Source organism: Saccharothrix sp. ST-888 (genome assembly GCF_000955975.1).
Lineage (GTDB): Bacteria > Actinomycetota > Actinomycetes > Streptomycetales > Streptomycetaceae > Kitasatospora.
Window position 1 is genome coordinate 1 of record NZ_JYJF01000402.1, and the last position, 409, is coordinate 409.

The following is a 409-nucleotide window of genomic DNA, read 5'->3' on the forward strand; positions in this document are numbered from 1 at the left end:
ACCGCCGCGGTCCTGGCCGCGACCGGCCTCACCTTCGCCTCGGCCGCGTCCCAGCCGGTGACTCAGGCAGCCCCGGTCGTCCAGCAGGCGGCCGCTCCCGCGCAGGCACCCCTCGGCAGCGACAACAAGGGGAACGAGGGCAAGGGCAACGAGGGCCGCGAGCACCGCGAGCACCGCCGGCACCACGGGCACCGGCACCACGAGGAGGGCCGGATCCACATCAACGAGCGGTCGTACTCCTCCCACCCGAGTGACTGCATCACCATCGTGAGCGGCCTGGGCGCCAAGAGCCTGAACATCCGCAACGACAGCCACAAGACCGTCGAGGTCTTCCGCGGGGCGGTCTGCGACAACGGCGCCCCCATCGCCACCGTCGGGCCCCACAGCACCGCCGACGGCGTGGACCCGC

1 protein-coding gene is annotated in these 409 nt (G+C 72.9%); it reads left to right on the forward strand.

The genetic code is table 11. The annotated features are described in order from the left end of the window. On the forward strand, positions 1 to 409 hold a 409-nt coding region (locus tag UK12_RS41990; protein WP_052682437.1), incomplete at both ends, for a hypothetical protein.